The organism is Hymenobacter tenuis, assembly GCF_054780495.1.
Genome location: NZ_BAAGWF010000001.1, coordinates 1886382 through 1913208 on the forward strand (window position 1 = coordinate 1886382; position 26827 = coordinate 1913208).

Annotated in this window: 22 protein-coding genes and 2 tRNA genes; 14 read left to right on the top strand and 10 right to left on the bottom strand. The window is 57.2% G+C overall.

The features are described 5' to 3' along the window. Positions 1–80: 80 nt before the first annotated feature. From ACYVGU_RS08245 to ACYVGU_RS08255, 3 genes are read right to left on the bottom strand one after another with little or no spacing between them, the layout of a single operon-like run. Positions 81–839, bottom strand: a complete 759-nt coding sequence (locus ACYVGU_RS08245; RefSeq protein ID WP_460621646.1) for a DUF2400 domain-containing protein — start codon at positions 837–839, stop codon at positions 81–83. A gap of 21 nt (positions 840–860) precedes the next feature. Next, positions 861–1664, bottom strand: a complete 804-nt coding sequence (locus ACYVGU_RS08250) for a tetratricopeptide repeat protein (protein ID WP_460621647.1) — start codon at positions 1662–1664, stop codon at positions 861–863. A 42-nt stretch (positions 1665–1706) separates the two neighbouring features. Further along, positions 1707–2738: a LysM peptidoglycan-binding domain-containing protein gene (locus tag ACYVGU_RS08255; RefSeq protein WP_460621648.1), complete on the bottom strand. Its 1032-nt coding sequence runs from the start codon at positions 2736–2738 to the stop codon at positions 1707–1709. Positions 2739–2945: 207 nt separating this feature from the next. On the opposite strand from ACYVGU_RS08255, the gene kdsB reads away from it, so the two are divergent. Then, positions 2946–3698: a 3-deoxy-manno-octulosonate cytidylyltransferase gene (gene kdsB / locus ACYVGU_RS08260; RefSeq protein WP_460621649.1), complete on the top strand. Its 753-nt coding sequence runs from the start codon at positions 2946–2948 to the stop codon at positions 3696–3698. Between the two features lie 4 nt (positions 3699–3702). Here the strand turns inward: kdsB and ACYVGU_RS08265 are convergent, their stop codons facing one another. The 4 genes from ACYVGU_RS08265 to gap form a co-directional block, all read right to left on the bottom strand. Then, the gene (locus ACYVGU_RS08265) at positions 3703–4101 is read right to left on the bottom strand and encodes a DUF1622 domain-containing protein (protein WP_460621650.1); all 399 of its coding nucleotides are present in this window, start codon (positions 4099–4101) and stop codon (positions 3703–3705) included. A gap of 48 nt (positions 4102–4149) precedes the next feature. Beyond that, positions 4150–4494 (bottom strand): translation initiation factor, encoded by a 345-nt coding sequence (locus ACYVGU_RS08270; RefSeq protein ID WP_460614345.1) that lies wholly within the window; start codon positions 4492–4494, stop codon positions 4150–4152. A 159-nt stretch (positions 4495–4653) separates the two neighbouring features. Then, positions 4654–5520: a diacylglycerol/lipid kinase family protein gene (locus tag ACYVGU_RS08275; RefSeq protein WP_460621651.1), complete on the bottom strand. Its 867-nt coding sequence runs from the start codon at positions 5518–5520 to the stop codon at positions 4654–4656. A gap of 177 nt (positions 5521–5697) precedes the next feature. After that, positions 5698–6705: a type I glyceraldehyde-3-phosphate dehydrogenase gene (gap, locus tag ACYVGU_RS08280; protein ID WP_460614347.1), complete on the bottom strand. Its 1008-nt coding sequence runs from the start codon at positions 6703–6705 to the stop codon at positions 5698–5700. A gap of 287 nt (positions 6706–6992) precedes the next feature. On the opposite strand from gap, the gene ACYVGU_RS08285 reads away from it, so the two are divergent. Together ACYVGU_RS08285 and ACYVGU_RS08290 are read left to right on the top strand one after the other, a co-directional pair. Beyond that, a tRNA-Glu gene (locus ACYVGU_RS08285) sits at positions 6993–7064 on the top strand. 363 nt (positions 7065–7427) lie between these two features. Next, positions 7428–9602, top strand: a complete 2175-nt coding sequence (locus ACYVGU_RS08290) for a bifunctional alpha,alpha-trehalose-phosphate synthase (UDP-forming)/trehalose-phosphatase (RefSeq protein ID WP_460621652.1) — start codon at positions 7428–7430, stop codon at positions 9600–9602. A gap of 189 nt (positions 9603–9791) precedes the next feature. Here ACYVGU_RS08290 and ACYVGU_RS08295 read toward each other — a convergent pair whose 3' ends face one another. Beyond that, on the bottom strand, positions 9792–11579 hold the full coding sequence (locus ACYVGU_RS08295; RefSeq protein WP_460614349.1) for a glycoside hydrolase family 15 protein: 1788 nt from the start codon (positions 11577–11579) through the stop codon (positions 9792–9794). Between the two features lie 174 nt (positions 11580–11753). On the opposite strand from ACYVGU_RS08295, the gene ACYVGU_RS08300 reads away from it, so the two are divergent. The 9 genes from ACYVGU_RS08300 (at position 11754) to ACYVGU_RS08340 (ending at position 22860) form a co-directional block, all read left to right on the top strand. Beyond that, complete coding sequence (locus tag ACYVGU_RS08300) at positions 11754–12482, top strand: TVP38/TMEM64 family protein (RefSeq protein ID WP_460621653.1); 729 nt, start codon at positions 11754–11756, stop codon at positions 12480–12482. A gap of 111 nt (positions 12483–12593) precedes the next feature. Continuing rightward, positions 12594–12665, top strand: a tRNA-Glu gene (locus ACYVGU_RS08305). A gap of 110 nt (positions 12666–12775) precedes the next feature. Continuing rightward, positions 12776–15007 carry a hypothetical protein gene (locus ACYVGU_RS08310; RefSeq protein ID WP_460621654.1) on the top strand — a complete coding sequence of 744 codons (2232 nt, stop codon included), beginning with the start codon at positions 12776–12778 and terminating at the stop codon, positions 15005–15007. 180 nt (positions 15008–15187) lie between these two features. Further along, a complete protein-coding gene (locus ACYVGU_RS08315) occupies positions 15188–16885 on the top strand; it encodes an MFS transporter (RefSeq protein WP_460621655.1) in 1698 nt (565 codons plus the stop codon). Between the two features lie 105 nt (positions 16886–16990). Then, complete coding sequence (locus ACYVGU_RS08320; protein WP_460621656.1) at positions 16991–18787, top strand: ABC transporter ATP-binding protein; 1797 nt, start codon at positions 16991–16993, stop codon at positions 18785–18787. Positions 18788–19094: 307 nt separating this feature from the next. Continuing rightward, a complete protein-coding gene (locus ACYVGU_RS08325) occupies positions 19095–19982 on the top strand; it encodes a M48 family metalloprotease (RefSeq protein WP_460614354.1) in 888 nt (295 codons plus the stop codon). Positions 19983–20188: 206 nt separating this feature from the next. Beyond that, positions 20189–21088 (top strand): PhzF family phenazine biosynthesis protein, encoded by a 900-nt coding sequence (locus ACYVGU_RS08330; protein ID WP_460621657.1) that lies wholly within the window; start codon positions 20189–20191, stop codon positions 21086–21088. A gap of 137 nt (positions 21089–21225) precedes the next feature. Continuing rightward, entirely contained in the window at positions 21226–22044 is an 819-nt protein-coding gene (gene mutM, locus ACYVGU_RS08335; protein ID WP_460621658.1) for an Fpg/Nei family DNA glycosylase, read from the top strand. A 315-nt stretch (positions 22045–22359) separates the two neighbouring features. After that, on the top strand, positions 22360–22860 hold the full coding sequence (locus ACYVGU_RS08340; RefSeq protein ID WP_460614357.1) for a DUF5004 domain-containing protein: 501 nt from the start codon (positions 22360–22362) through the stop codon (positions 22858–22860). Positions 22861–22975: 115 nt separating this feature from the next. Here the strand turns inward: ACYVGU_RS08340 and ACYVGU_RS08345 are convergent, their stop codons facing one another. After that, the gene (locus ACYVGU_RS08345) at positions 22976–24001 is read right to left on the bottom strand and encodes an SDR family NAD(P)-dependent oxidoreductase (RefSeq protein ID WP_460621659.1); all 1026 of its coding nucleotides are present in this window, start codon (positions 23999–24001) and stop codon (positions 22976–22978) included. 220 nt (positions 24002–24221) lie between these two features. Here ACYVGU_RS08345 and ACYVGU_RS08350 point away from each other — a divergent pair, with 220 nt between their 5' ends. Continuing rightward, positions 24222–24695, top strand: coding sequence for a hypothetical protein (locus ACYVGU_RS08350; RefSeq protein ID WP_460621660.1), 474 nt, complete (start codon positions 24222–24224; stop codon positions 24693–24695). 94 nt (positions 24696–24789) lie between these two features. Here the strand turns inward: ACYVGU_RS08350 and ACYVGU_RS08355 are convergent, their stop codons facing one another. After that, entirely contained in the window at positions 24790–25563 is a 774-nt protein-coding gene (locus tag ACYVGU_RS08355) for a sulfite exporter TauE/SafE family protein (RefSeq protein WP_460621661.1), read from the bottom strand. A gap of 199 nt (positions 25564–25762) precedes the next feature. Between ACYVGU_RS08355 and ACYVGU_RS08360 the strand changes: the two genes are divergently transcribed. Next, entirely contained in the window at positions 25763–26815 is a 1053-nt protein-coding gene (locus ACYVGU_RS08360; RefSeq protein ID WP_460621662.1) for an LLM class flavin-dependent oxidoreductase, read from the top strand. The last annotated feature ends 12 nt before the right edge of the window (positions 26816–26827 follow it).

The window sequence follows — 26827 nt, forward strand, 5'->3', positions numbered from 1 at the left end:
TGGGATGGGAATGTGAACGTAAACATTCCTGAGGGCCGGAAAGATTCATGAAAAGCCATATAAAACCAAGTGGCTCTTTTTTACATTTCTCCTTCCACGCCCAGCCCAAATAAGGCAAAGTCATACTTCACGGGGTCCAGAGGGTCGTAGGTGCGCAGATGCGCCGTTAGGTCCTCGGCGGCGAGCCAATCCATCTGTTTACGCTCCAGCAGGCCCAGCCGCCGGGCTACGCGCTCCACGTGCACATCACAAGGGCAAATCAGGTCGGCAGGCGAAAGGCGCGTCCAGAGGCCAAAGTCGACGCCGTGAGCATCGGGGCGCACCATCCAGCGCAAGTACATATTGATGCGTTTACAGGCCGAGCCTCGGGCCGGTGTGGCCACGTGCTTACGAGTGCGCTGAGGAGCCTCTTCCAAACTAAAAAACAGAGTATGAAAGTTTTCAAGCCGCTCTTTTTGGGTGTTGCCTTTCAGAAATGCGTCTTCCAGCGTATCGTGGCCACCGTAAAACCAGCGCAGCCAGTGCACAAAGTACAGCAGGTCGGTGTCGCAGAAGGTACGGTGGCAAAACCCCAACAGCTTTTTCAGGTCCTCGTCCTGATGCTGCGTGATAAACTGATGCGGGGCATTGTCCATGCGGCGCATAAGCTCCGAGCACTTGCTGATAATGGTTGGGCGCCGGCCCCAGGCTAGCAGCGCAGCAAATAATCCGCTGATTTCGATATCCTGACGCTGCGAAAAGCGGTGCGGAATGCTGATTGGGTCGGCGGTGATAAACGCAGGCTGATCGTAATGCAGGTATTTATCGTCGAGTAGATGACGGACTTGGGCGTGATTCACTAAGCGAAGGTTCTCAAAAGGTTACCAGCCTCCCCCTTGTTCAGGCTCGGCTACCCTATTTACGGGCTTGAACCGCGTCAGGGCTTCATTGAATTGCGGCAGCCGGCGCAACTTGCGCTGGCCTAGGGTTTCGGCCCGGCGCAGGGCTAGTGTGCGTTGGGCGGGTGTTAGTTGCGGATGCAACAGCGAAACGTGCTCGAGGAAAGCTTCGCTCCTGATCAGCAACGTTTCTAAGGTAAGCATCTCATTCATTAGCAGAAACCACGCATAGCTTTCTACCGGGTCCTTGGCCAAGCGGTATCCCTCATGGTACCAAACCCCTAGCTGAAACGCTGCTTGAAAAACAGTGGCACTATCGTGCTTCTGAACAGGCTTTGCCCACGCTGCAATCTGCTTTCTGAGTTGCAGCGCATACGCTCCTACTAGAGGCGCTGGGTTCTGGGCATACGTGCTGTCACAACGGTGATGCAAGTGTACCAAGCTTTCGAAGTCGCCGGCAGCCGCGCCAGCCTGAAGCCACGCCAATGCGCGCTTCTTACTAACTAAGCCAGAATACCAGAATTCACCTCCGAGCGTGCGTTGCGCCGGCACATACTGGCGCTGGGCAGCTTTTTCCAACCAACTGATGGCTAGCGTATCGTTCCGGGTTACGCCTTGCCCGGCGTGGTATGCTTTGCCCAACTCATACTGGGCCTGGGGCATTCCTAACGCAGCCGCTTGCCGTAAGAAGGGTAGCGCCTGCTCATACTGGGCAGTTTGTTGAAGGGCATGCGCACGCTCGAGCAACGCCATGGCTCCTTGCTGCGCCTTACACCACGGGGCCAAGCTTAGCAAGATAACTACTACCCCTACTGCACGCATAAACCGTTACGGCACATAGCTGGTCTCTACCCGGAAGCGCTGGTCGGGCGTGGCAAGACGCTGCACCGCTTTCTTAGACAGGCGCACCAGAATGTTGGTGTTTTCGCCGGTATCAGGCAAGGGTCCAATTACCCGCACGTACACCGATTGGCCATTCATGATGTTGCGCACCTGCATAATGGTACCTACCGGCGCCGTTTTGTGCAAGGCCAGGTATTTATCCGATGCATCCGTCTGGATAGCCGTAGCCAGCCCGCTTTCTGATACGCGGCGCACAATTTCACTAGCTCGCTCCGGGCCGCGTTCCTTTTCTGGAGCTGGTGCAGTGCTTGGTGCTTCGGGGGTTACGGCGGGGGTAGTGGCTGAGTCGCGGGCCCGCTCACGAGCGGCGCGCTCCCGCGCCTCCCGTTCCCGGGTTTCCCGCTCCCGGTTGCTGCGCTCAGCATCCTCATCGCGTTCTGGGCGCGCGGCGGGGGTAGTGCGAGTCGGAGCGGCAGCAACAGGCGCGGCCGGGCGAGCCGGTGCAGGAGTGCTTGCACCAGCGGCCACAATCACGCTTTGGCCCACACGCACATTGTAGTTTGTGGCAAAGCCGTTCAGGCGGGCTAGTTCGGCCGGCGTGGTTTGGAAGCGGCGCGCAATGGCAAACAGGGTCACGCCGGGCTCTACCTTATACACGCGGTTGCCGTTGGCATCCGTTGGCAAGGCCCGAACGGAAGCAGTGGTAGTGGCGGGAGCTGCCTTTGGTGCAGCAGGCTGCGACAAAACCACACGGTTGCGGGGCACCAGCACAATCTGGCCGGTTACTAATGCTCCTTTCTGGTCGGAGTTGGCTTCCACGATCTGCTCCACGGGCACTTTGTAGCGCCGCGCCAGCCCATAAAGGGTTTCGCCAGGCACTACGCGGTGCTTAATCAGCATTTTATTGTTGCGATACTCTACCCCAATGGAATCGGGAGGAGCAACCCGACCGGGCCCGGCCAGGGCAGTAAAACCAGTAATGGTAAGCGCGGTGCTCAGCAACAAAAATCGGGACATACTAACGGCAAGCAGAAAGAAGGTGAGCTGGCCCTAAAGCGGGCGAAAACAGCAACTCACATAAAGTTTGCCGAAAGTTACGGATTCAGGCGAAAGCAACCGCCTCAATATCACAGCAGCAGTTTTTTATTGCTCGATTTCAGGAGATGCTGGTGCTAGGCTGGTTTTTTCGACTTTTGTGCTGCTCACCTTTTTTCGCACTTGCTTATGCACGCCATCGGTATCATTCCTGCCCGCTACGCCTCTACCCGCCTGCCCGGCAAACCGCTGGTTGACTTAGGCGGCCAATCCATGATTCAGCGGGTGGTAGCGCAGGCCAGCCAGTCGGGCCTAAGTCGGGTGGTAGTAGCCACCGATGATGCGCGCATTCTTGACCACGTACGTGGGTTTGGCGGCGAGGCCGTGCTTACCTCCCCCAACCACCCTAGTGGTACCGACCGGGTATGGGATGCCTACCAACAGCTCGACACTGCCGCTGATTGTATCATTAATATTCAGGGCGATGAGCCTTTCGTTCACGCGGCCCAGATTGACGCCTTGGTGCAGCTCTTTGCACGGGCCGAGCCGCCTCAGCTGGCTACCTTGGTCAAGCCGGTGCTCACGGAGGAAGAGCTTTTCAGCCCGCACCTGCCCAAAGTAGTGCGCGACGCCGCCGGCTATGCCTTGTACTTCAGCCGCCATCCACTACCCTTCCAGCGCCAACAAGCCGAAGACCAATGGCTGCAGCACCACCGCTACTTCCGGCACATTGGCCTTTACGCGTATCGGCCCGATGTGCTGGCCGACATCACCCAGCTGCCCCCCTCGGCCCTGGAGCTGGCCGAAAGCTTGGAGCAACTGCGCTGGCTGGAAAACGGCTACCGCATTCTTACCGCCGAAACCGAATTGGAAACCATTGGTATTGATACGCCCGAAGACGTAGCCCGCGCCCTAGCCCATTTGGCGCAGCAAAGGCCCTAGTGGCTTATTGGTTGGCCCGCCGGTCGAGGTGCGCTTCGGCAACTTGGTGGTGTTCGTCTTTCATTTCCTTGGAGAGAAAGAAGTTAAGGGCCGTCCGGATGACGGCAATAGCACCCAACTTCCCAATTTGCTCCCAACTGGGCGAAATGGCCGTGGACAGGATATCGGCGCCAAGCTGAAATTCCAGGGCCAGGGCCAGGTAGCGCGCCAAGGTCAGGCGAATGGCGGTGAAATCGGCGGTTTGGCGCTTGGCCAACGCTTTCAGAAACAAGATGCCGGCTAGCACAATGCCGAGGGCAATGATGACAGCCCCAATCGTTTCAATCCCGAGCTTGAGCCATTGCACAGCTTCAATAACCCAGTTTTCAGCAAGCAAATGGACAGTAGCAGGTTCAGCAGCCATAGATAACGAGGAAAGGCAACGTGGAGGCAAGCGCGGCGGCCCGCAACCTTAGCCGCCGGCCTTCTTGGCCTTATACCCTTTCTCCAGCAGTACGGCCATCACCTTGTCGCGGAAATCTCCCTGGATGATGATTTCGCCCTCTTTGGTGTTGCCGCCCACTGCGCATTTGGTTTTAAGCAGCTTGCCCAGCTCCTGTAGGTCGGCGTCCTGACCCACGAAGCCTGTTATCAGCGTAACCTGCTTGCCACCCCGCGCCTTTTTATCCAGTTGCACCCGCAAGTTCTGCTGTTGGGGCGGCAAGGTGCTGGCCTGCTCCTCGCCGTTTTCCTGGTACTCAAAATCGGGGTTAGTGGAATATACCACTCCTTCCCGGCGTTTTTTATCGGCTTTCATAAAGCAATTTGTGAAGTTGTGAAGCGTGAAATTGTGAAAACGTTTCGGGTGCGCGGTCAAACCCCTGACTGTTCCAGTGTTTCCATAGTTGAAGTTACAGTAAGGCAAGATGACCCACGCGTCTGTGCGCCGCTTCTCCTTCCACTGTTTTACCCTTGATCACACGGCTACCTCCAGGGCCAGCTCTTCCAGTTCTACTTCAAACTCGGCGGCCTCTCCTACATAGTCGCCATCCACGTGAAAACCCAAGGAATGTGCTGTCTGGACGCGGATATGGCGGCTGGTGTGAAACACGGCACTGCCGGAGGTTGCCAGCGTTCCGAGGGCTAGGGCCACACCCACCCGCACGGCGCGGGTCAGCGGCAAGGCATCAATCAGGCACACATCCAGCAACCCATCCTGAATATCGGCGCGGGGCGCGATGTAGGCGTTGTTGCCGTATTGGGCGGCATTAGCGAAGGCCAGCACGTAGCAGCTGGTTTCCAGCACCAAGTCGTTGAGCTGCACTTGCACCGGCACCGGGCGGTAGCGCCGGTACTCGCGCAACGCTACCTTCACGTACGTGCTCAACCCCCGCGTGCCGGCCCGGGCAAACATCTTGCTGACATGCGCGTCAAAGCCCAGCCCGGCCGTGCAGAAAAACCAATGCCCGTTAATGCGGCCAGCATCAATGCGCTGGAACGAAGGGCGGCTGACTCGTTGCACGGCCCCCGGCAAATCAAGCGGGATGTGCAGATGCCGGGCCAAGCCATTACCGGAACCGCGAGGCACAATACCGAGCGCCGCCGAGGTACCCAGCAGGCCGCGGGCCACTTCATTTACCGTGCCGTCGCCGCCCACGGCCACCACCACCCGGAAGCCGGTTTGCGCCGCGTGGCGGGCTAGTAACTCCGCATGCCCGGCGTATTCGGTGGCTTGAATCTCGAAGTCGGCACCGGCGGCGGTGGCATAGCGCGTGAGGAGCGCCGGCACATCCTGGGTGCGGTTGGTACCCGAGGTCGGATTCAGGATAAAGCAGATGCGCACAAACAGTAACCTAGTAAGTGAATGATAGAGCCCGCTAAAGATAGAAGTCCAAGTTGGGTTCGGAGCGTCTGGGCTTCCTTGTGCCCACATAGCCCCTCATTACTAGCCCTCCGATAAAGTAAAACCGCCTGCCCGGTTTCCCGAGCAGGCGGCTTCGTATGCGATAAGCTTAAAAGCTTAGCCGTTCATTTTCTCGCCCAGTTTCTGGATGAGGTCAGCAGTGCGAGTGCTGTAGCCGGTTTCGTTGTCGTACCAGCCTACCACTTTCACCAACGAACCGTTGGCTGAGGTCAGCTCCGAGTCGAAGATGCACGAGTGCGGGTTGCCCACGATGTCGATGCTCACCAGCGGATCGGTGCTGTATTCCAGGATGCCTTTCAGCGGGCCTTCAGCAGCAGCTTTTACGGCTGCATTGATTTCCTCCTTGGTTACCTCACGCTTCAGAATCACGGTCAAGTCCGTGGTCGAGCCATCCGGAATAGGCACGCGCATGGCGATACCGTCCAGCTTGCCCTTCAGCTGGGGCAGCACCAGGCCCACGGCCTTGGCAGCACCTGTGCTGGTTGGGATGATGCTGTAGGCAGCAGCACGGGCGCGGCGCAAATCTTTGTGCGGCGCGTCCTGCAGGTTCTGGTCAGAGGTGTAGGCGTGCACCGTGGTGATGTAGCCTTTCTCGATGCCGAAAGCGTCGTCGAGAACCTTGGCCATTGGAGCCAGGCAGTTGGTGGTGCACGAAGCGTTGGAGAGGATGGTTTCCTCGCCGGTCAGGATGTCTTCGTTCACGCCCAGTACTACCGTAGGGATGTTACCCGTAGCCGGAGCCGAGATAACCACCTTTTTAGCACCAGCGGTCAGGTGTTGGCCTGCGCCAGCCTCATCTACGAAGCGGCCGGTTGATTCCAGCACCACGTCAACGCCCATCTGGCCCCAGGGCAGCAGCTTGGGGTCGCGCTCAGCCAGCGCAGCAATACGCTTACCATTTACGGTCAGGCTTTCCTCATCGTAGGCTACGGTGCCGTCAAAACGACCGTGAACGGAGTCGAATTTCAGCAGGTGCGCCAGCGTTTTATTGTCAGTCAGGTCGTTGATAGCCACGACCTCTACGTTCTCGCGCTGCAACAGCGCTTTGAACGTGAGACGGCCAATGCGGCCGAAGCCGTTAATGGCAACTTTGATTTTAGCCATAGTAGTATGGGGAAATGGGAGGTTTATCGGTCCGGAGGGGCCGGGTGAAAACGCGCAGCGAAGGTAGGAGGCTACAGGTATTTCGCCAAATCAAACCGAACATCCGTCTTTCCCGGGCTGCTTTTACTACCCCTGCTCAGGCTGCAAAGCCCCCTGATCTTAAAATTTTCACTTGAAAATCAGCCTATTCAGCTAAAGCAGCACTTTTTTTCAAATCGAGCTATTGCGCCGAATGTTTGGCTCCCTATCTTTGCATCACCAAAACGGAAAACGCTCCGTGGGTAACTGGTCCGTTCGTCTAGGGGTTAGGACAGTAGATTTTCATTCTACCAACAGGGGTTCGATTCCCCTACGGACTACAACATTGTAAAAAGCCTCTGCGCTAGCGCAGAGGCTTTTTTGTTGCCCAAGTGCGTCTATCACTCCTCTTTATTGGCTAGGATTCGGCGCTACACACAGTGCTAGTCTGAAAGCTGTTGTGCAAGCACGGTTTCCCTTCCACGGTATCAGTTCATCCGGCCTCGCGGTTCGCCAGTTGAGTGGGCCTAGCCCCTGCTGCATCGGCTCAAAAACACAGCCATTCTTTGCCTTCTCATGCGGCTGCCGGAGTGTTGAGCTTGGGTTTGGGTTGCGCGCACGGTAGAAAAAAGGAGAGAAAAAAATAATGGCTGATCACCATTTTCTCCCGTAAGCTTGGTAGTTAACCAACTGTTTGCAGGCTCATGTCCCGAACCATTATCGTCTCGAATCGTCTCCCAACTAAAGTCCAGCGCACCGAAGAAAGCCTCACGTTTCAGCCCAGCGAAGGCGGGCTGGCTACCGGATTAGGCTCTATCTATAGGCAGGATGGCAATATGTGGGTGGGCTGGCCGGGGCTGTTCGTGGAGGATGAGGCCGAGGAAGCCTATGTAACGGAGCAACTCAGCACTGATAGCATGTCGCCGGTGTTTCTGACCGAGTCGGAAATTCGGGATTTTTATGAAGGGTTCAGCAACTCCACGCTGTGGCCTACCTTTCATTATTTCCCGCAGTATGCCACCTACGAGCAGGCGCATTGGGATGCGTATGTAGCAGTAAATGAGAAGTTCTGCCGAGCTGTGCTGGCGCTGGCGGGCCCCGAAGACACCATTTGGGTCCATGACTACCAGCTGCTGCTGCTACCTGAAATGCTGCGCCGTGAGCGGCCAGACGCAACCATCGGTTTTTTCCTGCACATCCCCTTTCCTTCCTACGAGCTGATTCGGGCACTGCCTTGGCGTGCTGAGTTGCTACGCGGCATGCTGGGCGCTGACCTAATTGGTTTTCACACGTTTGGCTACATGCGGCACTTCCTCAGCGCCGTGTCGCAGCTGCTGGGCTTCTCCTCCCAGAACGGACAGATTGATACGCCTACCCGCACCGTGCTGGTAGATGCCTTCCCGATGGGCATTGACTACGAGCGCTACGTGCAAGCAGCCGCCTCAGAAGAAGCTCAGAAGCACGAGGCCGAATACCGCGAAGCATTACGCGACACGCGGGTTATCCTTTCCATTGATCGGCTCGACTACTCCAAAGGCATTGCCCAGCGGCTGCGCGCCTTTGAGGTGCTGCTGCAGCGCTACCCTGAGTGGCGCGAGCAAGTAAGCCTGATTATGGTGGTAGTACCCTCCCGCGACCAGGTGGCGCAATACGCCAGCCTGAAAGAAGAAATCGACGAGCTGGTGGGCCGCATTAATGCGCAGTACCGGACCATCAGCTGGACGCCTATTCACTACTTCTACCGCTCTTTCCCGCTGGAGGAGCTAGCCTCGCTGTACCGCTTGGCCGAAGTGGCGCTGGTAACTCCCATGCGCGACGGCATGAATTTGGTAGCCAAAGAGTTTGTGGCAAGCAAAGTCGACCAGCGTGGTGTCCTGATTCTAAGTGAGCGGGCTGGCGCAGCCCGAGAGCTCTCGGATGCCATTATTATTAACCCCACCGACACCAATCAACTCGCGGAGGCAATGCACGATGCGCTGGTGATGCCTGAGGAAGACCAGATACTGCGGATGAGTGCTATGCAGGCCCTCGTAAAACAGTACAATGTGTTTGCCTGGACCAAGCTGTTCATGAACCGCCTGGAGTACAGCAAAATAAAGCAGCAAACGCTGGCCACTGAAATTATGTCGCCAGCAGTGCTAACGCAAATCCAGACCAAGTTCCGAGCCGCCAAACACCGCTTGCTGCTGCTCGACTACGACGGTACGCTGACGCCCTTCAACTCCTTGCCGCAACGCGCCCAACCCGACCAGGAGCTTCTGTTTCTGCTGCAGGCTTTGAGCGCCGATCCGCTGAACCGCATCGTCATTATCAGTGGCCGCGACCGGACTACCCTCCAGAAATGGCTCGGGCACCTACCCATCGACTTTATTGCCGAACATGGAGTGTGGTTGCGCGCAAAGGGCGAGGAGTGGCAGATGTTTCAGCAGTTAAACAACGAGTGGAAGGCGGATATCCGCCCGATTCTGGAGCTGTATGTGGCGCGCACCGCTGGCTCCTTTATCGAAGACAAGGAGTACTCGCTGGTATGGCACTACCGCCGCGCCGATGCGGAACTAGGCGAGGTCCGGACCCGGGAGTTGCTTAACCACCTCACCTTCATGACTTCTAACACCGATTTGCATGTCATGGAAGGCAATAAGGTGTTGGAAATCAAGACGGCGGGCATTAACAAAGGCTCTGCTGCCTCCCGCTGGCTGGCCACTTACCAGCCCGATTTTGCCCTAGCCATCGGCGACGACCGAACCGATGAAGACACGTTCCGGGCCATGCAGGCAGAAGGCTACACCATAAAGGTGGGCACCGGCGGCCGCTCCCTGGCTCAATACCACGTGGCCTCCACCAACGATGTACGCAAGCTACTCCGGGCTTTGCTGTAGGAAATGACCTAGTAAAAGCCAGGCCTACAAACTAAAAAAGAGCGACCCTGTGCAGGGTCGCTCTTTTTTGGGCCTAATATTCACAGTCTGTGCTGAAGAGCCGTAGCCATTATGCTCTTACTGACCTTTTTGCTGAGCAAAGTCGGAGCAGCTCGCTCAGCAGAGAGGTTTGGAGTTTTCAGATACTGCCTAGATAAAGTTTGGCTTGCTGAGCTTCTGCGCAATACGATAGGCAGCATTTACTAAGCCTACATGGCTGTAGGCCTGCGGGAAATTGCCCCACTGCGAGCCGGTTTTGGCATCCACATCTTCGGAGAGCAGCCCTAGGTGGTTGGTGTAGCTGGTGAGCTTCTCGAACTCCGTAATGGCCTCCTCTACCCTGCCCACGCTGGCCAAGGCCTCAACGTACCAGAAAGAACAAATCAGGAACGTGGTTTCAGGAGTACCAAAGTCATCGGCGTGGCGGTAGCGGTAGAACAGTCCTTCAGGGGTTTTCAGCTCCCGCTCCAGCGCGGCCAGGTGCTTGCGGGCCCGTTCGGAGGCTGGGTCCAGGTAGCCCATCAGGATAAGTTGCATGGCACTGGCATCGAGGTGCGGCGAGCCGATGGCGTTGGTATACGCCTCCAGTTCGGGGTTGTAGCACTGCTCAATGTGGTCGGCGGCGGCTTGCATCAGCCGGTTGGCGCGGGCTTCCATGTCTGTGTTGCCCAGGGAGCGGGCCACTTTGCCAGCTGCCAGGCTGCCTGCCCAATGGAACAGGTAGGTGTAGCAGTGGTACTGCGCTAGGTTACGGAACTCCCACAAGCCGGCATCGGGCTGGTCCATGGTAGCCTCAATCAGGCTTAGGGTTTCGTACACCAGCTTTTCCGGGTTGGGCCGCTCGGGGTCGAGAAACCGGCAATCCACATACAGGGGCAGCAGCGCCACCAGCACCTGGCCATACACGTCGTTCTGCACGTGGGTATACGCATCATTGCCGATGCGCACGGGCTGGTTTCCTAGGTAGCCAGCCAGCGGCAACTCCTGCTCCACTAGCTCCGACTGGCCACTGATGCCATATAAGGGCTGATACTTGCCCTTTACTTTGGTAGAGATGTTGGCGATGTAGTGGAAATACCGCTCTAGCTCCTCAAAATGGCCAATGTTGTTGAATGCCGTCAGGATGTAATACGTGTCGCGCATCCAGCAGTAGCGGTAGTCCCAGTTGCGGGTGCTGCCGGGTGCCTCGGGTAGAGAGGTAGTGCTGGCCGCAATAATGGCTCCGGTATCCTCGTACTGGTGGATTTTCAGGGCCAGTGCCGAGCGAATCACCTGGTCCTGGCTGAAGTTGCTGATGCTGGTGCTCTTTACCCAAATGCGCCAGTAGTCAATGGTGCTGCGCAGAAACCGCTCGGCGGTGCTTTCCAGAGGGGCCTCCAATGGCGCGCCGTAGGTCAGGACCAGGTACTTGGTTTCGTTCAGCACAAAATCCTCCTCATCCAGCACATAGGTCAGCGGGATGTTAGTAGTAAGCCTGATTTCCTCCTCAAGGCCCAGAAAGGCAATGTGGTTAGAGCTCCGACGACGTTTCAGCTTCAGGGCGCCGTACTCGCCTACCGGGCGGCAGGCCACCCGCACGCGGGGCACACCTTCCAGCGGCTCTACCTTCCGGATGAACATCAGGGGCTTGTAGTAGCGCTCATATTGCTGAAAGCGCGGGGCAAAGTCGGTTACGCGGTAACTGCCTTCCGAGGTGGTTATTTCCGTGCACAGCACGTTGGTGTTGGCGCGGTAGTATTGGTGGGAGGTAACTTCTAGCGTTGGGTCGGCGGGCCGGATGCTGTACTCGCCGCCTTTATCGTCATCAAGCAAAGAACCAAATACAAAGCTGCTGTCGAAGCGAGGCCAGCACAGCCAACGCACGGCGGTATCGGTGCCAATCAGTCCTAAAAAGGCACAGTTGCCAATCAGGCCGAGGTCGTAGGTATGTTTTGTCATGAGGAAAGGGTTTGCAGCGTCAGCAGGGCTAGGCGCCACGGGGTTTGGTAGGGGTGTACCGTGCTTGCGCCGCTGAGGTTGCCGCAGCTTTTTGGCTAATAGCTGCGTATGCCTTGAGCTAATGCCTTTCGCAGGCCCCAATCAAGCCTTTTTCGGTGCCTTACTCCGCAGGTTATGCCCTCTACCACCATTGCCTCTACGCCAGCCATTAGCAAAAAGACCAGCCGCGTTCCGCTTTACATCACCTTGGCGTTGGTAGCGGGGCTAGCGGCCTGCTGGTTTCTGTGGCCCGCTTTTCAAGCTGAAGTCCGGGAAGCCTGGACGGTGCTTAAAAGTGGTGAGCAACCGCGCATTGCGGCCTGGATGCGGCAGTTTGGCTACTGGGGGCCCCTAGTGCTGATAGCTGCCATGGTGGTGCAAATGTTTCTGTTTGTGGTAAATGTGGTGCTGCTTATTCTGGTGGCTATTCTGGCCTACGGCCCATGGTGGGGCTCTTTGCTGGCTCTGGTCGGCATCTGTATTGCCTCCACGGTGGGGTATGGCCTGGGCCGAAGCCTAGGAGAATCGTTCGTGGCCAAGGTGCTGGGCCAAAAAACCGAGCAGAAAGTGATTGACATCGTGGACCGCTACGGCATGTGGGCCATTATGTTAGCGCGGCTGTCGCCGGCGCTTTCCGATGATGCCATCAGTTTTGTAGCGGGGCTGGCCCGCCTAGGCTACCTGAAATTTATGTTGGCGACTGTAGCAGGGGTAGTGCCCCTCATTGCCCTGCTCGCATACCTGGGCGAGGACAGCGAACGGCTGAAAACCGGCCTGCTGTGGGTGACTGCCGTGAGCATTCTGCTGTTTGGGGCCTATGTATGGTGGGACCGAAAACACGGCGTCGGAAAAAAATCAGCCTGATTCTGGCGCACTTAGCTCAATTTTTGAAAAATTTTAAGCGCCAGCTATTGCTCTGAAACCTTGGCCCCGTATCTTTGCACCACCAAAACGGAAAACGCTCCGTGGGTAACTGGTCCGTTCGTCTAGGGGTTAGGACAGTAGATTTTCATTCTACCAACAGGGGTTCGATTCCCCTACGGACTACGCTAAAAGGTCTTTTGCTTCGGCAGAAGACCTTTTTTCTTTTTCACCCTAGGTGGCGTGGGTAGTACAGGCCTAAAAAATACTACCGGCGCGCATACAACGGCCGGGCAGTGGATCCTACCTTTGTAGGGCTTCCGGTGGGTCGGGAGCTGCTTTTTCTTTCGTTTGCCGTGTTGAACCTTTTCAGGATTCGCGGACTGCTGGGCCTCGTGGTCGGCAGCCTGCTGCTACTCCTTTGTGCCGTTTCGGCCCGCGCCCAACAAGTGCCCCTTGTCCGCGACGTAAGCCTCCGCACCGACACCAGCCGCTACAGCCTCAGCCGGCACACCATAGCCATTCAGGGAGAACCCCACCTATTTTTTACGTATCGGCAGGATGACGAAATAGCCGAACTGCTGGTCTACCCCTTTGCCCCTAGCCCGACGGCTCCGCTGCGCCTACAGCGCTCCGCCGATTTTGTGCTGGTTGATTCACTGACGGCGGTGGATGGCGGCCAGTACTATCGCGCCAAAATGCGCTTCAAGGACCTGACCGGCACCCGCTACCTGCGCCTAACCTTCCAGCAGGCCCCCGACACCGTGGGCCGGCCCCTTCGCACCCAAACCATCAATCTGCTGCCCGTTACGCGCACCACCCTGGAGTTCCGGCCTTCGGATACGGAGTTGTTTGTGGGCGAAGAGAAGGTGTTTGACCTGATCAGCAACAACCCCAAAAACATCCGGGTAAGCCCCGAATGGACACGCGGCCAGGACATTGACTACCGCATTGAGCAGGAAAAAGGTGTGCTACGCCTGCACGTGCTGCCCAACGCAACCGGCACGCGCCAGCTTACGCTGCGGCCCCAAACCGAACGCCCGTTCCTCACCGATAATAACCGCCGGGTAACCTACGCCTTGCCGCCAGTGCGCCAGGAGTTCACCGTGAAGGCCTCGCGGCTTCGTTTCCTGAGCGTTGATAAAAAGGAAATCACGCTCGATGACCTTTCCCGCCGCAAAGGCGTTGAGCTGATTCTGGACAACGGCCGCACCTTCGACCTGAAGCGCACCTACCGTATTGAAGATCAAGAGGAAGCTGGCGGCGCACTTATCGCTGAGCTGTTCACGCGCCAGTACCTCACCAACGACCGGGTGTTGTGTTGGCTGCGTGTGTACAATACCCACCGCCAGACCGAAAGCTACCTGTACATCAAGGAAAACGACCAGGCCAAGTACGTTACCAACTTTAATATTTCGCCCAAAACGGCCATTAGCAACGTGAGCGTGCGCCACCGCGGCGGCGACTGGACCAACAGCACCAACGTGAACCCAGGCGAAACCGTGGACGTGCGCCTGGAAGGCGAATCCTTGACCCGAGCCCGGTTTCACTTCGAGGATGTGCAGGTGATTCCCTCCGATTCCAGCATCCGATCCGATGCCGCCGTGGTGTACCGCATCCAGATTCCGGTAACGATAGATAAAAAGCGCATTACCATTTTCAATGCGGGCCAACCAACCGGTTTTGGCTTATCAGTACGGGAGTTTCAACGGCCCCATCCCCTCGATTTTGTGGGCGTCACGTTTGGAGAAGCGCCTAGGCCCGTTACCCGCCTCAATGGCCCTATTCTGTACGACCGCACCATTCGGGACTTGGTATTCAGCTTTAATTCCGGCGCTATCGACTCGGAGCAGCAGCTCTATGGCAAGCAGTACCTGACCTTCGACATTCGAACTCAAAATGCGAAAGGAGAGCTGATTGAGCTTCGCACGATTGATAACGTGGTGGTGTGCCCCGATGGCAGCTCGGTTCGGGCCGCCTTCTACCAGGACAAGCAGTGCCAGGTAGGCAACCTCAGCCTGAATAGCCTGCTCAGCTACCGTAAAACCTACGACCTCGACGACTGGAGCACGATTATCATCACCATCAAACACACCCAGAGCCAGTACCAAGAGCCGGGCTTTTCGCAGAAGCTGGAGCTAGTGTTGCAGCGGCGCGTCAAGTTTGACATCGATATTAGTTTTCCGGCGGGCTTGCTTACCAAGCAGATAAACAGTGACGTGAAAGGCTACAACTCCTTTAACGGCATTAGCTTAGCCACGCTGGCACAGTTCAGCTTTTATAACCCCAACAAGATCAACAAGCTCCGGCCTTATAAGGTAGGAGCCGGGTTTGTGGCCTTCAATGCCTTCAATTTAAGCCAAGATGCTGCTGTTTCCCGCGAGTTGGGCTTAGTTATCCTGGGCTCGGTGTACCCTACCCGCAGCGACGCGAAGTTTACGTTCCCGCTATACCTAGGCGGGGGTTATCTGCTGAACAAGCAACGTTTTTTCTTTATGCTGGGTCCGGGAATTGGCATTAGGCTGTAAAGCGGCGCAGGCAGCCCGCAGAGAAAAAGCGCGTTATTCTGAGCACACCCAAGCGCCTTCTTCCGTAAGCACTACCCGCACCTGAACGGTTATCAGTCGGGCCGGGGCAGTGAAACGGGGAATGCTCTTCGGTTGAACGCTCCGGTTAGCGCGCTTTTGCTGTTCCCGTTTTCGCCCTGCATGTCTGCTCCCATCACTGCTCCTGTTCCTGCCGCCGCCTCTAGCTCGCCATTCACACCCCTGCGCATTCCGTTTTTTCGGATGCTCTGGATTGCCTCTTTTGTTTCGAACATCGGGACGTGGATGCAGAACGTGGGGGCCGTGGGGCTGATGACCGAGCTGACGCCTTCACCCGTGCTGGTGGCCCTGCTCCAGACGGCTTCGGCGCTGCCCGTGTTTCTGCTGAGCCTGCCCGCCGGTGCTCTCGCCGACCTCGTTGACCGCCGCAAGATGCTGCTGCTGACCCAGTGCTGGATGGCCGCGGTGGCGCTGCTGCTGGCCACTGTCACGCTACTCGGGCTTAATAATCCGTGGCTGCTGCTTACCCTTACCTTTCTGCTGGGGCTAGGTGGCGCCCTGAACAACCCCGTGTGGCAAACCGTGACGCCGGAGTTGGTGCCGCGCCAAGAGTTGCCTCAGGCTATTGCGCTTAATAGCGTTAGCTTTAATCTGGCCCGGGCCTTTGGGCCGGCGCTGGGTGGTTTGGTAATCGGGTATTTCTCGGCGGGGGCGGCGTTTCTGCTGAACGGGCTGTCGTTTTTGGCTACCATTTATATGGTGTACAGCTGGAAACGGGAGCCGCAGACCACCTCTACGTTAGCCACGGAACGCGTGGTGGCGGCCATCCGGGGTGGCATCCGCTACGCACGGTTTGCGCCCCCAGTGCAGCACATTCTGGTGCGCGGGGTTTGCTTCACGTTTGGGGCTAGTGCGCTGTTTGCCCTGATGCCGGCCGTAGTAGCCCGGCGCCTGCAAGAGCCGACTTCGTTTTACTCCTTGCTTCTTTCCTGTATGGGGCTAGGCGCGGTGCTGGCGGCCTTTATCTTGCCAAAGCTCAACCGCAAGCTAACCATTGACTGGCGCGTGACGCTGGCAACGGGTGCCTTTGCAGTGAGTTTGCTAGGCCTCGGATACGCTGATAACCACTGGCTGCTGTACGCACTGCTCACGCTGGTGGGCATGGCCTGGATGCTGGTGCTCAATTCGTTTAGCGTGGGAGTACAAACGGTGGTGCCGCGCTGGGTACAAGCTCGCACTATAAGCTTGTACCTGCTTACTATTCAGGGCGGAATGGCCCTAGGTAGTGTGGTATGGGGAACTGTGGCCGAGCAGGCCGGGCTCCCGCTGGCTCTTACTGCCTCCGCTATCTGGCTCGGCCTGACTATGCTGCTGGCATTCCGCTTCTCATTGCGCACCTCCCCTGAAAGCCTCGACCACACCCCGGCGCGCCCCCGTCCGGAGCCGGTGCTGGCCGAAGCTCCCAATCCCAACGAAGGCCCCGTTATCATTACAACTACATACCGCGTAGCCGCCCCTGACCAGCCGGCCTTCACGTATCTGATGGAGCAATTGGCGCGCATCCGGCGCCGGGAAGGAGCTATTGGCTGGGGCCTGTACGCCGACATGGCCGACCCAACCCGCATGGTGGAATACTTCATGACGGACTCTTGGGAGGAGCATGCCCAACAGCACCTCCGAGGTGTAAGCCGAGACGAGGCCGAACTGAAAACGCAAATTAACCAGCTCCACCAGGGCCCGGAGCCTCCCGTTGTGTCGCACTTGCTAGCCCAGCACTACCGCGCCACGGCCCCGCCCGCACCTATGGTACCCGGCAGCACCCGCATGGTAGCCAGCACGGCCGGCGAAGCCACCGCATAGTTGTCTGTCATATGGTTCCAATAGAGCCCAGACCATTGTACTAAAACCTAATGGCAAGCTTGTCGCTTTCTACCTGAGCTTCTCTTTCCTCTCCCCTCCGACTTCATGAAACTACTTTACAGCTACCTGCGCAATTACTGGGGGCTGCTGGCCCTGGCATTGCTGCTTGCCGCTATCAACCAGATTTTCTCGCTCCTCGACCCCTATATTTTCCGCCAGATAATCGACCGCCATGTCGTGAAGGCGGGTGAAAACGCGTACCACGATGGGTTCTGGGCCTTTCTGCAGAGTGGCGCGGGCCTCCTAATTCTGCAGGCCATGGGCGTAGCCATGGTGTCGCGCATTGCCAAAAACTTCCAGGATTACTACGTCAATGTCATCACCCAACGGCTTGGGGCCGAGCTGTATTCGGATGGACTGCGCCATTCTCTGGAATTGCCCTATCAGGTGTTTGAAGATCAGCGCTCCGGCGAAACCCTGGGCAAGCTCCAGAAGGTGCGCACCGATGTAGAGCGACTGATTCAGAGCTTCGTGAATGTGCTATTCATCTCGCTGGTGGGCATCATTTTCGTGGTGTGGTATGCCATCAGCGTGTACTGGCCTATTGCGGCCGTGTACTTTCTCACCATCCCAATTCTGGGTTCGCTAAGCTTGTTTCTGAGCCGGCGCATCAAGGTGATTCAGAAAACTATTGTGGCCGAAACCACGGCACTGGCCGGGTCTACCACCGAAAGCCTGCGCAACATTGAGCTTATCAAAAGCCTAGGCCTCGCGCAGCAGGAAACCAAGCGCCTGAATGCCACTACCGAAAAAATTCTGAAGCTAGAGCTGAAGAAAGTGCGCTACTTACGCTCGTTATCGTTTGTGCAGGGCACGTTTGTGAACCTGATGCGCAACGTGATTTTGCTGATGCTACTGTTTTTGGTGGTTCAGAAGATTATCACCGTCGGCGAGTTTTTCTCCTTCTTCATTTACTCCTTCGCCATTTTCGGGCCGCTGCAGGAAATGGGGACCATCATCAACGTGTACCGCGAAACGGAAGCCTCTCTGGCTAACTTCCAGCTGATTCTGGACACGCCCAAGGAAGTAAAGCCCACGCACCCCAAGGTGATTGACAAGATTGAGACGCTGGCTTTCGACGCCGTACACTTCCAGCACCTTACCGCCAGTAGCCCAGCCCTCGATGGTATTTCGTTTGAGGCCAAGCTCGGCGAAACCATTGCATTTGTGGGCCCTTCCGGCTCAGGCAAAACCACGCTGGTAAAGCTGCTCGTGGGCCTTTATCCACCGGCCACTGGCCAGATTTTGTACAATGGCATTCCGGGCCCTGAGCTCGACCTAGACTTGCTGCGTGAGCAAATTGGCTTCGTAACGCAGGATACCCAGCTGTTTGCCGGTACCATCCGCGAAAACCTGTTGTTTGTAGCGCCGCAGGCCACCGACGAGGAGTGCCTGCGCGCCCTGCACCAAGCGGCCGCCGACGGCTTGCTAGCCCGCGCCCCTCTCGGCCTCGACACGGTGATAGGCGAGGGCGGCGTGAAAGTCTCGGGCGGTGAAAAGCAGCGTCTGAGTATTGCCCGGGCTCTGTTGCGCCGCCCCACCCTGCTGGTATTCGACGAAGCCACTTCCGCCCTCGACTCACTTACCGAAGAGGAAATCAGCCAGACCGTACGCGACCTATCCGGCTCCCGCCAGCACATTACCATCCTGATTGCGCACCGCCTGAGCACTGTTCTGCACTCCGACCGCATATTTGTGCTGGAGCGCGGCCGTGTTGCGGAAGCCGGCCGCCATGAGGAGCTGTTAGCCCAGCGTGGCCTCTACTATGCTATGTGGCGCCAGCAAATTGGCGAGCGGCCGCAGGCAGCCATTGCGCCCCAGCGCCGGCCGGCCACGGTGTAAGCGCCGCTGAATACTTTTTCTTGCCTTGCTTTCGTTGCATGCAGGAGGGTAGTAAGTACGCTCGCCTTACTCCATGCAATAGAGACCAACTGGCTTCTGAACTAAACTTAAGGCAATTGTGTTTTTTCGATGTAACGCAGCTATATATCAGCTCATTTCAAGCTGGCATCGTTGGGTTATCCGAAATGCATCCTGATTACCTGGGTTAGCAAATTCAGTTTCCAGGTAGTATTTCAGCTGTTGTAAGCCCGAAAATTTTCGGCAAGGTTCTTGTCAATCATCTAGTATCACTTAACAGGACTTTTTCATGAACCACCCTCGCTTCTTCCGCCGCTTCGCAGGCTTGGTGCTTGCCGGGTGGCTGGTTCTTACCGGCTCGCTTTCGGCGCAGTCACAAGCCTCAGGCCAGCGCGACGTACTGCGCGAAATCACGGATGTGGTTGGTTTGAAGCCTCGTTTTGAGTTACTAGCTTCAACGCAGGTGCAAAACGCCGCTGCTGTAGTGTATGGCGGTAAGCGCTACTTGCTGTATAACCCGCAGTTTGTGGGTGCCGTGAACCGTGCCGGGCGTACTGACTGGGCTGGCGTAAGTATTTTGGCCCACGAAATGGGCCATCATCTCAACGGACACACCCTTCGCTCGGGTGGCTCTAATCCCGCCGATGAGCTGGAAGCCGACGAGTTTTCGGGCTTTGTTCTGCGCAAGATGGGCGCAAGCCTAGCCGAAGCGCAAGCCGCTATGGCTATTGTTTCCGATGATGAAGCCTCCCCGACGCATCCGGGCCGCACGACGCGCCTTTCTTCTATTGGCGAGGGTTGGCAGCGGGCCAACCAACAGATTGTGGCCAGCACCCGTTCGGCAGCTCCCTCAGCGGCTCCGGCTGTGCTTGCCAACCGGGCCACTGCGCCTACTCGGGCAATTGCTACCAACGCTCGGCCCATGAGCGTACTGGGCAAGATTGTCTTCCGCGATAATCCGAATCAGCCCTTCTACATCACCAACCAACTCAGCATTGTGCGCGTTGATCGGCAAGACCTTAGCACACAAGTTGTTGGCCGCCTGACTCGGTCTGAAAGCATTAACTACCCTTACGTGCTCGTTGATGGTCAGCAGCGGCGCCTTTATATCAGCCGCACCGGCAGCATTCATGATACCAGTGGGCGCCAGGTAGCCATGCTTTCTGATCCGTCGTAACGTTTCCTACGTTTTGCTTACTTGAAAAGCCTGTTCCAATCTGGAGCAGGCTTTTTTATTGGGATGCACTGATCATCAACCTTATATAAAATACTCCTAGAAGCCCTGCGCTGAGCCGTTTACTAGATGCCGTTGTGGTCCAAACCGTTGGCAAGGGCTAGCCAAGGCCTTACGCACTACCTTTAGCTGTCACGTAGCCTATTCCCATGCCCTCCTACCCCTTCCTTCTGATTGATGCCTTTACTGAAACTGCGTTGGGCGGAAACCCCTGCGCCGTGGTGCTGGATGCCGATGACCTGACTGACGCGCAAATGCAGCAGCTGGCCCGCGAGTTCAACCAATCGGAAACGGCTTTTGTGCGGCGCTCCGAGGTAGCGGCGTTTGGCGTCCGGTACTTTACACCCAGCGAAGAAATTCCGCTGGCCGGCCACCCCACCATTGCTACCATCACGGCCCTACTGCACACCAGCCGCCTGCCCCGCCCTACCACCGAGGCGCTAAATATGCAGCTTGAGTTGCTCCACGGGCCAATTGACATTACCATCCTGCCTGCTGCCGCTGGCACGCTCTCGCAGGTACTCATGACCCAGCGCCGCCCGGAGTTTGGGCGGGTACACGACCTAGCAGAAGTGCTGCCGCTGTTTGGCCTGACTCCCGATGACCTGGTGCCCGGCTCGGTGGTGCAAACGGTTAGCACTGGCACCCCGCAACTGATGGTGTTCCTGCGCGATGCCGCCGCCCTCCGGCGCGCTCACCTTCCGCAGCCAGCAGCCCTGGAGGAATACCGCCAACACCACCAGTTTTTCAGCTCTCACCTGTTCTGCCTCGGCGGTGCTACTCCGGCCGGCGACACTTTCGCCCGCCACCTTTGCACACCTCCTGATGTACTGGAAGACCCCGTAACCGGCTCTGCTACTGGCGGGATGGCTGCGTACTTGTGGCATTACGGCTACCTAGCGGAGCCTCAGTTTACAGCCGAGCAAGGCCACTGGCTGGGGCGCCCCGGTACTGTGCAAGTAAGCATTCAGGGCCCGCGCCACGCCATTGAGTCGGTCCGGATTGGTGGTACTGGAGTCATTGTCCTGGAAGGGCACCTGAGCCTCTAGGCCTGCCAGAGCAACAAACCGTACGGGTTTGGGTGAAGTAAGGCTTGTGACCGGAACACAACCTAGCGTTGTGCTTGTTACTATCGTTTAAGGCCTTACCAGGGTCTCAATTATTTTGAACAGCATCCCGAGCCTACATGCCAGAACTACCCGAAGTAGAAACCTACCGCCGTTTCCTACACGACGCACTACTGCACCAAACCATTACGGCCGTTGAAGTACGGGATGCCCACGTGCTGGCCACCGATGAGGATATACTGCGCCAAGCACTAATTGGGCGCACCGTAACCGACACTTCCCGCTTAGGTAAGAACTGCTTTCTGCACCTCGACGATGGGCGGGTACTAGTTCTGCACTTCGGGATGACCGGAGACGTAGGAGCCTACCGCGACGAGCCCGATGCACCGCGTTTCACCAGAGTAGCCTTCCATGTGGCCTCAGGCCTGCGGGTAGCGTTTGTCGATCCACGCAAGTTCGGGCGCATTCGGCTGGCCGAAAGCGTAGCCCAATACCAAGCCGACAAAAAGCTGGGCCCTGATGCGCTGGACATTACGCCCGAGCAACTTGGGAGTAAGCTCAGCCGGCGCAAGACCATACTCAAGCCACTGTTGCTCGATCAAAGCATCACGGCTGGGCTGGGTAACTGGATTGTGGATGAGGTCTTATTTCAAGCCAAAATTCATCCGGAGCAGCCAGCTAACACATTAGATACCAGCAAATTCAAGGACTTGCACGAGGCTATTCAGGTAGTACTCCAAACAGCCATTTCACACGAAGCTACCTACCGTGATTTCCCGGCTGAGTTCTTGATTCATGCCCGCGAATGGGATGATTCCGCGACGCCCGGAACGGACAAGCACCAGTACTGTCCGCGTCACCCGGCTACCAAAATAGACAAAAATTATGTTGGCGGCCGAGCTACCTATACCTGCTCCCAGTGCCAAACCGTAAACTAGGCATCGGAATAGTGCAAACTATATATAAAAGGGCCCGCTACCAGTTTAGCAGGCCCTTTTTAATTTTTCATGAATTTACTACCACAGTATCAAGAAAATACGCTGTTTTTTGCAACATAAGTATACATGGTGGTAAAAATCTACTTTTCTTCACAACCCCCTGAACCAGTATGATTTATAATTATTTAGATTTGCATCAGCGGAAGCCACCCGGCAGCCCAGTAGTAGAGAAGTTGGACATTAAAAGTGAGGCATATGCCGCAGAAGTACTACGCCTCGAAGCGTGTTGTTGCACAATCACCAAAAACCGTTTTCATGAAGAAACTGCCCGTATTCCTGAGCTTGCTAGCATCTACCCTAGTATTCTCCTCATGCGAGAAAGAAATAGAAGAAATTAAGGATCCTGCCCAGGAAGTGGCCGCTGCCGCTACTAACGCTCAGTCTAAGTCCGAGTTGCTGACTGCTGGTCAGTGGCACTTGTCCGGCCTAACGCTGTCCACGACGGCTGCCGGCGCTGCCGCAACTCCGGCTATCGATATGTTACCCCGCTTGAAAGCCGCCCAGAGCGACAACTTGCATACGTTCAAGGCTGATGGTTCTTACATTTTGGATGAGGCAGCCATAAAGGCGCACCCCGAAGCTCCTCAGCAAATTACTGGTTCCTGGAAGCTTTCCGGCGACTCGCTTACCATTGCCCAGCCTAATGTTACCCGTCGTTTCGCCGTAGAGCAGCTCACCAGCACTACGCTGCGCATCAAGCTGACCCAGGCCGGCGACAAAGGGGTTACTACTTATACGTCCGTTTTCTCGCGCTAAGCTTTTTGCAGCCGATGAGAAACCAAGAGCGCCCGGCTTCCACGCCGGGCGCTCTTGGTTTTTATAGACCTCTTGGCAGCAGTAAAAAGGCGCTTGCTGCAACCAGCTGATTGTTTTACAGCTCGTTGTTTTGAATTTCGGCTTTACGGGTGAGGGCCGTCAGCCACGACTTACTGGCTTCCGATTCGCTTTCGTAGCCCCAGCGCCGCTCGTCGCCGAGGGGGCCGCCGGAGCGGGGCAAGGTCCGGTTTACCCAGCTGAGTACATCAGTAGTAGTACCTGGAAACAGGCCGTGGAAGGCCGACAGCATTTTGGCGGGTACGCTCAGGATGACTTCCGCATCGCCGCGGCGGCAGGCATTCCAGATCTGGCGGGCAGCGCTATCCGCATCAATAGAAAGCACTGGCAAGGAGTCAGCAATGATAAAAGCCGCGTACTCCTTCTTGTGCTGGCCTTTCACAATGGCATTCCGGGCGCTGCCGGTTCGCATAAGCCCCGGGCAAACCGTTGTCACCTGAATACCATGCTGCAGCAGCTCGGCGCGGAAGCTTTCAGAGAGGCCTACGAGGGCAAACTTACTGGCACAATAGGGCGCCAGGTGCGGTACAGGCACTTTCCCCCCCACGGACGCAATGTTGACGATACGACCCTCGCCGCGCCGGCGCATGGCGGGCAGCACGGCCTGCATGGCGTGCAGCGGAGCCCAGAAGTGGGTATCCATGGAATCCTGGTAGTCGCGCAGTTCAATGTTATCCAGGGGCCCCGCCGTAATGATGCCGGCATTGTTAATGAGCACATCAATACTTCCCAGCGTGCGCTGCACTTCGGCTACCAGAGTCTGAACTTGCTCGGCATTGGTTAGGTCGCGCACGAGGGCTAGTACTTCGGCCCCGTCCTGAGCCAGCTCCTGACGGGCGCGCTCCAGTTCCTCGGCGTCGCGGGCACAGATGGCTACTTTGGCACCTTCTGCAATGGCCTGGCGGGCTAAAATCAGGCCCAGGCCGCGCGAGCCGCCGGTAATAAGCACCACGCGCCCGGTGAGGTTGTAGCTGCCGCGGCGGTTGGAATAGAAGGTGGCAGCCAACAGTCCTACCGCACCAGCGGCAGCAGCTAGTAGAGTATTACGGGTTTCAGGTTTCATACGCTAGGTTGATAACGGAGACGAAGTACTACCTCCTGTATGGAAACCTACCCGGAAAGGTTACGTGCGGCCCCGGACAGAATTTCTGCTTCCGGCGGAATACTATCCGGAGTTTGCGCGTTGTCGGTGGCAGATTGCTATTCTGGCATCATCTTTACTGTCTGAAAGTTTCGGCCGCGTACTTTTATCTCGCGGCCCCATCTTTTCGCTTTTCCTCTGCATGAAAACTTCTTTGCTCGCTTCCCTGCTTTTCCTGGCTGCGCCTACGGCCCTGCTTGCCCAAACCACCGCGGCTAAGCCGAAGCCCAAACCAGCTACAACCGCTGCGGCGGCCGCACGGCCCGCGGCGGCACCCAATCCGGCGCAAATTGAAGCCCGCGCCAATGCGCTTACCGATAACATGCAGAAGGCCCTAGGCCTGAATCCGCAGCAAGTGGAGAAAGTGCGCCAGATTAACCTGATTAGCGTACGCGGCGTGGAAACTGCCCGCCAGAAATACCGCCAAGACGTGCGTAAAATGGCCGCCGTAGTGGACGACATCGGACAGTCGCGCCTCTCGATGCTGAAGGAAACTCTCTCGGCGCAGCAGTTTGATAAATATCAGCGCAAGCGCGAAGAGAAGATGGGCGTTCCGAGCACGCAAGGCGCGCAGGGCAACGCCGCACCCGGCCTGGGTAGCCGCTACGAGGAATAGACAACTGAATATTAGCTACCAGCAGCGGAGAGTTGGATGGTGTTGCGCTACTAGGCCTGCAACGCCATCCAACTCTCCGCTGGCTTTTTGGGCGTTATCCGAGCACTTGAATTCCCAGCTTCACGATAAAGCCGCCTACCACCACCAGAAACAGAATCCGGACGAAGCCGGTGCCGTGGCGCAGGGCCAGATGCGCCCCCAACGTGGAGCCGATGATGTTGCTGACCGCCATGGGCAAGGCCACCGCCCACAGAATCTGGCCGGTGTACGCGAAGTACGCCAGGGCCGCCAGGTTAGTGGCCACGTTTACTAGCTTAGCCGAAGCCGAGGACGTGATAAAGTCGTAGCCAAACAAACCCACAAAGGCAAACAGCAGAAAAGAGCCTGTGCCCGGCCCAAAAAAGCCGTCATAGAAGCCAATCAGCACCCCGACAAGGGCGCCATATACGGGCTCGCGCTTGGCTGAAAGCCTGGGGGCGTGCAGAGAGCCGAAATCTTTGCGCCAGAACGTGTAGATGGCAATAACCACCAGCAGCCCTAGTACTAGCGGAGGCAGCAGCTCCTGCGGCAGCTTACTTACTACCCGCGCCCCCAGAAACGAAAACACGCCTGCTACTGCGGCAGCGGTGCCTACTGCTCGCCATTGAATGGGCACCTGCCCGGCATAGCGCCGCAAGGCCGCTGCCGTTCCCATCAGGGAAGAAACCTTGCCCGTACCCAGAATAGTGGGCACCGGCACGCCGGCATCTTTAAGCAGCACCAGCATGGCGGGCAGCTGAATAAGGCCGCCGCCGCCCACGATGGCGTCAATTAGGCCCGCTAAAAAGGCAAATACGCACAGCAGCGCGAGAGTAAGGGTCGAAATCATGCGGCCGCGAAGGTACGCTACGGCAAGGGGCATTCCGAGTAGGAATCCGCATCAAGAGCTAGTGATTTACAGAAGCCCTACTAGCCCTCGATTTCAAGTAAAACCGCCAGCCTGACCGGCCAAGACTTTACACGATAGACAAGGAGCCGTAAACTTCCGCGGCCAACAGGTGGTTAGTAAGGCTATTCCTTTTTCTGCCATGAATATTTCCTCAACGTTGCGCGTGAGCGTGCTGGATCAGTCGCCGGTACCGGTGGGCCGTACCCCGCGCGAGGCTCTGCAACATACCATTGAGCTGGCCCGCCTCACCGACCGGCTGGGTTTCACGCGTTTCTGGGTGTCGGAGCACCACAATACCAACACGCTGGCGGGCACGGCGCCGGAGGTGCTGCTAGCCCGCCTGGGGGCCGAAACTTCTCGCATCCGGTTGGGCTCAGGGGGTGTGATGCTGCCCCACTATTCTTCCCTGAAAGTGGCCGAAAACTTCCGGCTACTGGAAACCCTCTATCCCGGCCGCATCGACCTGGGCATTGGCCGCGCCCCCGGCTCCGACCGCGTAACGGCTCACGCCCTGAATCCGCACAACACCTTCAGCGACGAGGATTTTGCCGAACAGCTGATGGATTTGCGGGCGTACCTGCGCAATGAGGTAGTGCCCGATACCATCCATACCAACGTGAAAGCGGCCCCTTTCATTGATACGCAGCCCGAGCTTTGGCTGCTGAGCTCGAGCGGGCAAAGTGGTCTGTTTGCTGCTCATGTAGGTGCGGCTTTCTCGTTTGCGCACTTCATCAACCCCAACAGCGGCCCCAAGCTTATGCAGCTCTACCGCGACCGGTTTCAGCCTTCGCCGGAGCTAGCCGCGCCAGAGGCCAACGTGGCCATATTTGTGGTATGCGCTGATACCGCCGCGCACGCTCAGGCCCTGGCTGATAACCTGGCGCTACAAATGCTGAAGCTAGAAACCGGCAACTACTCGCCTATTGATGCCGTGGAAAAGGCCAACACCAAAGCGCTTTCTGCCGATTTACAGGCCCGTCTGGTATATCATCATAAGCGCATCATTAGCGGCACTCCGGATAAAGTGAAGGCTGACTTGCTGGCGCTAGCGGCCGACTATAAAGTAGATGAAGTAGTAGCCGTTACTATCACTCACGACTACGATGACCGCCTGCGCTCCTACGAGCTGCTGGCTGATGCCTTTGCGCTGCCGCAGAAGCTAGTAGCTCAGCAGGGCAGCTTGGTGCACTAGGCGCCGACAGCT